The organism is Brinjal little leaf phytoplasma (assembly GCF_978563805.1).
The window spans coordinates 1-5,646 of sequence record NZ_CEAFKD010000010.1 but is presented as its reverse complement, the minus strand read 5'-3'; the positions used below and the strand labels follow the sequence as shown (position 1 = coordinate 5,646).

The 5,646-nt window shown below is 21.4% G+C and carries 8 protein-coding genes; 6 read left to right on the top strand and 2 right to left on the bottom strand.

All coding sequences use genetic code 11. The features are described from left to right. Window positions 1-1,587 precede the first annotated feature (1,587 nt). The 6 genes from ACTCUI_RS02265 to ACTCUI_RS02240 all read left to right on the top strand — a co-directional run bounded on the left by ACTCUI_RS02265 (window position 1,588) and on the right by ACTCUI_RS02240 (window position 3,531). Complete coding sequence (locus ACTCUI_RS02265; protein ID WP_463431354.1) at window positions 1,588-1,728, top strand: hypothetical protein; 141 nt, start codon at window positions 1,588-1,590, stop codon at window positions 1,726-1,728. A gap of 55 nt (window positions 1,729-1,783) precedes the next feature. Then, the gene (locus tag ACTCUI_RS02260; protein WP_463431352.1) at window positions 1,784-2,287 is read left to right on the top strand and encodes a DUF2963 domain-containing protein; all 504 of its coding nucleotides are present in this window, start codon (window positions 1,784-1,786) and stop codon (window positions 2,285-2,287) included. Beyond that, the gene (locus tag ACTCUI_RS02255; protein ID WP_463431350.1) at window positions 2,284-2,556 is read left to right on the top strand and encodes a DUF2963 domain-containing protein; all 273 of its coding nucleotides are present in this window, start codon (window positions 2,284-2,286) and stop codon (window positions 2,554-2,556) included. The genes ACTCUI_RS02260 and ACTCUI_RS02255 overlap by 4 nt, the downstream gene beginning before the upstream one ends. Further along, complete coding sequence (locus ACTCUI_RS02250; RefSeq protein WP_463431348.1) at window positions 2,553-2,969, top strand: DUF2963 domain-containing protein; 417 nt, start codon at window positions 2,553-2,555, stop codon at window positions 2,967-2,969. Before ACTCUI_RS02255 ends, ACTCUI_RS02250 begins: the two co-directional genes overlap by 4 nt. Before the next feature lie 153 nt (window positions 2,970-3,122). Beyond that, window positions 3,123-3,200: an SVM family protein gene (locus ACTCUI_RS02245; protein WP_463431356.1), complete on the top strand. Its 78-nt coding sequence runs from the start codon at window positions 3,123-3,125 to the stop codon at window positions 3,198-3,200. Then, a complete protein-coding gene (locus tag ACTCUI_RS02240) occupies window positions 3,178-3,531 on the top strand; it encodes an effector protein (protein ID WP_463431346.1) in 354 nt (117 codons plus the stop codon). The genes ACTCUI_RS02245 and ACTCUI_RS02240 overlap by 23 nt, the downstream gene beginning before the upstream one ends. A 351-nt stretch (window positions 3,532-3,882) precedes the next feature. On the opposite strand, the gene ACTCUI_RS02235 is transcribed toward ACTCUI_RS02240, so the two are convergent. Both ACTCUI_RS02235 and ACTCUI_RS02230 read right to left on the bottom strand, forming a co-directional pair. After that, window positions 3,883-4,788 (bottom strand): alpha/beta hydrolase, encoded by a 906-nt coding sequence (locus ACTCUI_RS02235; protein ID WP_463431344.1) that lies wholly within the window; start codon window positions 4,786-4,788, stop codon window positions 3,883-3,885. 391 nt (window positions 4,789-5,179) lie between these two features. After that, window positions 5,180-5,383 (bottom strand): hypothetical protein, encoded by a 204-nt coding sequence (locus tag ACTCUI_RS02230; RefSeq protein WP_463431342.1) that lies wholly within the window; start codon window positions 5,381-5,383, stop codon window positions 5,180-5,182. Between the last annotated feature and the right edge of the window lie 263 nt (window positions 5,384-5,646).

Sequence of the window (5,646 nt, the reverse complement as noted above, 5' to 3'; positions counted from 1 at the left end):
AAACTCAACATTAACTAATTTCTTTAAACAAAAAAAATAAGCCAAACCATTTTTTTTATATTAACTATAAAAAAATAGTTTGGTTTAAAACTTAACTTAAAATTATATAAATTTAATAGTGCTCAACTCACGGCAAAAATAATGATTTAGTTATTAATATTATTTATAAAATAAACTATGTTCAAAGATGATTTGTTAAAGTTTAATATTTTTTATTATTTTGAATTGCTATATATTTTGTAAATAAAAACTAATATTAGGTAAATTCAAAAAATTATATAACTCATTTATTTTTGCTTTTTTTATCGTCTTTTTTTATTTATCTTTGTGTCTTACGTTTGCATTTATAAACTTTTGAATTTACTTATTATTTATGCATCATTATTAGAAAGTAAATTTTTAAGTATGGAATGTTTTGCTCTCTCTGGGCCCTTGCGTATACCTCCCATAGTCAATGATAACAAAAAGAAAAATATAAAAATATAACAAAAAAATTTTAAAATATTTTTTTTATTGATTTTATTTTTTTTCATAATCTTATTTTCTAATTATAATTTGTTTTATAATTTAAAATGAAATTATATTGTTTAATTGATAATTATATATTAAAATATTGTTTTTTTGTAAAACGAAAATAATTTTTTTAAATGATTTATATTTAACAAATATAAATCATTTAAAAAAATTTGATAATAAAAAGTAAGAAAAATTTCCGAATTTTTTAGAATTTTTTTCTTATTTATTATCATTATAATTTGCTTAACTTAGTAAATTTCAAATTTTTAGACAAATTTTTTAAGTTTAATTTGTGTTCTTTAAATAATTTTTTTATTTCTTTTAATTAAAATGAAATAATAATAAGAAAATAAAAATTAAGGATAAAAAACATTTAAAAATATGTTTTTTTCTAATTTTCTAATTATTAATTTTTTTATTTTAAAAAATAAAATTATATTACTTAAATTTTTAATTAGGTAAATATTTGATTATATGTTAGAAATATAAAAGAATTTGTTTACTTAAATTATTCATAATTAATTAATTTTATTTTTTCAAGGTTAAGTATTATCTCAAATTATATAATTTAAATTTAATATTTAAGTCAAATTTTTTTATATTAACAAAACAACAATTTGAATCATTATTTTTTTTGAAATCGATGATGAAAAAAGAATTTTTTTCTATATTTATATCTTTATTATAACATAAATGATAAAATTTGTTTAATAAACAAAGAAACAAAGTAATAACCCTCCACAAAAAAAAGGTATATTTATAATTAATAATTGATGATAAATACATCCTTCTTTATCAAGGATTAAACCTTTTTTTTATTAACCAAATTTTATTATTTGTATTATAATAAAGATATAAATATAGAAAAAAATTTTTTTTATAATTCCCTTTATATAAAGCACTTTTTTGTTTAATGATAAAAAAATACCGATTTAGATACTATTATTTATTTTTTAAAAAATTGTTAACAAAGAAAATTTTTATCTTATTATGATAATAATTAACAATTAGATTTTTAATCTAGCAGTTCTAATCTTTGCGTTCTAAGTGTAAAAACATTTTATCTTTGTGATGAGTGCTATTTTTCTTGGAGCGTTCCAAACAAATAGAATTATTAGTCAAAAAATTTTTTTAACTCAACAAAATATAATTTCAAATCAACTTTGTCAAAATTACATTAACCAATTCAAAAATGAATCTAACAAAATCTAAAATTATTTAAAAAAATATCAAAAAATTAATGGTTAATATTAGAAAGAATATTATCATGAATAACAACCAAAAAATCTATTATCGTTCCGACGGCGAGACTATCAATTATATTAAAGAATACGATAATAACCGAAAATTAATTAAAACAATTTATTATCATAATGATGGAAAAACAATTCGTAATATTGATTATCATCTTTTTTATAAAAAACTGTTCTTAATTTATTTTATGTCTTTTTTTATTTTTTGTTTTTTAATTTTTATTTATTTTCTTTGTATTAAATATAATAAATCCAAAAAAAAATATCCAAAATTTTTAAATAAAAAAAATAATAATTTAATTGAACAAAGTAAAAAAAATGTTAATTTATTAAAATATAAACCTGAAATGAAAAAATTAGAATATGACAAAGAAACTAAAAAATTAATTAAAGAAACAATATATTATCCAGGTTATGGTTATTCTGATTATGATGGAAAAATTAAATTTGTCACTGAATATGACAAAAATACTGGCAAAAAAAGACGGAATATTCTTTTACAGATAAAGGTGTTTTGAGTGTAACTTCTGTATTTAGTGAAGATGAAAAATTAATTAAAAAAATAAATTACTATTTGAATGGCAAAGAAATTGATTACATCCAAGAATACGACCCATCTAATGGTCAAGAAATTCAAACTACCTATTATAAACATGATGGTAAAACAATTAAATTCATTACAAAATACGAACTATCCGATGTTCCAAAATTAAAAACATCTATTACCGATATAATGGAACAATTTGTGCAATTTTCGAACTCGACAAAATTACTGGCAATAAAATGAAAGAAACCTTTTACCAAAATTCTATTGAAGAAAAACTTGATTACATCCCGGAATACCAACCATCAAACGGTAGACTTTTAAAAAAAACCTTTTACAGATTTAATGGTAAAACAATTGATTTCATTAGAGAATACGACCTATTAACTGGTGCAGTTATTAAAGTTATAAAGTACTTAAGAGATGAAGATGGCAAAACAATTGATTTCATTAGAGAATACGACACATCCAATGGCAAAAATATTAAAGTTATTCGTTTTTTACCTAATGGAAAAGCAATTACTTTCATCAAAGAATACGATCCATCCAATGGTAAAAAAATTAAAGCTACCTATTACAAACATGATGGCGAAATTAGTTTAACCAAAAAATACGATGCATACACTGGCGCATTAATTCAAGAAAAATCAATATAAAAAAAATGTCAAAATCATCTTCTAATTTATTGAATAATAAGGATAAATCCAAAGAATCCGAATTTAAAAGAACCAGCTCTGACTGGTGATAAATTTTAACAACTTCCAATATGTTAAAATTTAAAGAATAAAAATAAAAAGGAAATTTAATTAATGTTTAAATTACAAAATCAATTTAAAATAATAAATATTTGTTTTTTTTGTTTTCTTGGGATTATTTTTAATTACTAGTAATAAACAAGTAATGTCCGCCCCTAATAAAGAGTTTGTTGGCAATATGAAAATCATTAATGTAACTGTATCAAATATTGGTATTCTTAAAAATCATGAAACATTTAAACAATATTTTGATTTTACACTAACTGATCCGCGTTATAATGGAAACATAGAAGAATTTGCAATGATATGGAAGATTAAAAATCCGCCTCGTAATTTATTAGGTGTTTTTTTTGATAATGGTACCAGAGATGATGAAGATGATAAATATATTTTAGAAGAATTAAAACAAATGGGCAATGGAGCCAAAAATATGTATATTTTTTGGCAATATGAACAAAAATAATTTTTATTAATTACAAAAAGGAGTTTCAATAATATTTAAATTACAAAATCAATTTAAAATAATAATTATTTGTTTGTTTTTTTCTTGGGATTATTTTAATAACAGAATTCAATCACGTTTTTAATAATACTAATTTAGAACCTCAAGAACGTTTCAAACAAGAATGGTTAATATTTAAAACGGATTAGAAACAACCAATAATCAACTTTCAATGATAAATCAACAAATAATTGAACGCGATCAAAATAATCTACAAAGACAAAATAACCAAAATCAACCAAATAATAACAGAAGACGTTAAAAAATTAAATTTTTTTAATCACAAACCAAGACCCCCTGAGGGGAGGGTCTTCAAATATTAAATTGTTCTAACCATTCAATAACATCTTGATAAACTTGTTCATTATCTAAATCGTTAAATAAATTGTGATAATTTAAAGGATACAATTTTAATTTTTTATTTGTATTTTGAATCAAATCAAAAAGTTCTTGACTATTTTCTGGTAAAATAATTTGATCTTGTTCACCATGCAATAATAATATGGGAACTGGATAATGAAACGAATGGTTTATAATTTGTTCTTTAAAATATTGAATACTTAAAATCATAGTATTTCTTATAAAATTTGGTGTTAAAAAATTAATAGTACGGTAATTTTTCATTTCTGTAGTTAAAGGTAATCTGGATAATTTTTCATAATGAATACCTACTGGAATGTTATCCATATTTTTAATATTTTCTGGATCAATAAAACTAATTACAGAATTTATTATTTTTGTTGGAGAACCGCTATTAATAACGCCATCAATATCTTTATATTTATAAACATAACAATTATTAATCATTCCGCCTAAACTATGTCCTAATAAAATAATTTTTAAATTATTTTCTTGTTTTAAAGAATTAACTATTGAATTTAAGTCATTTAAAAAAATATTAAAATCATAAATATCAGCTATATTATTATTGTTGCTTCTACTTTGACCATGACTTCTAAAATCATAAAGTAAAACATTATAACCAGATCGATTTAAATAGTTAGCTAATTTTTCATATTCTTTAGAACTTTCAGCAATACCATGAGTAATAATTATATTGGCTTTAGCGTTTTCAACTGTTTTTAGTTCTGTGTAAATTTCAGTTGTAACGTTTAATAAAGGAAAAGCATAGATATTTTGTTTATAAGTGAAAACAAATAAAAATAAACTAATAAATAAAAAAATATTAAATAATAAATGTTTTTTCAATTTAAACATTAATTAATTCTCCTTTTATTTTGATTCCTTTAATTTTTAATGTGTTAGAATTTAATATTTTTATGTTTCTTTAAAGGAAATTCTTTTCATACCTACTTTTTTTTATCATAGTTTTGTTTATCTTGGTAAAGAGATAAAGTTTTTCTTTTTAGACTGAAGTGGAGTCAGAAATCTTCGTTTTTAAATTCTGGATTTTTCAACCATGCGGTTTTACCAAGGTAGTGGTCTTTGTCTTCGTCTATTAATTGTTTAGGTCCTTTGTATTTAACGATTAAGTAAATTACCGCCTGGACCTTCTTTGAGTTGTTTTTCAAATTTTACATATAAATATAATTGACTATCATCTGCTTTAAAAAAACGAGAAAATTTAAATCCATTGGCTGTGGTCCTATCATAAAGTAATACCTTTTTGATTCCAACGATCGAAAGGATAACGGTCTTTTATGTAAATAGCGAGGTTAGAAGGTTCTTTTTGTTTTTTAAGGCGATCTTGAACGGTTAAAATATCATTAAAACTGCTTTTTTTTGGCTTGAGCTTGTTGTTGATAATAACCGACTCCATTATAATGGCCATCAAAAGTATAATGGACTTCAATCATATCACATTTCCCTTCATTGTCATACCATTTATTAATTTCTCTGATTTGACTTGGGTTTCATTTAAGCTAGGGATTTCTTCTTTTGGTAATTTAATGATTTCCATTTCGGTTAAAATGAGGTGTTCCAAAACTTTAGACACTTTTTACTTTTTAAAAATTCTTTAAGATTAACTATTAAGTTAGTCTTTTTTTTCTTTTCTAAGACTAAAAAAATAATTTCTTATCTTTTCTAAAAACGTTTTTAGAAAGGGATTAAATG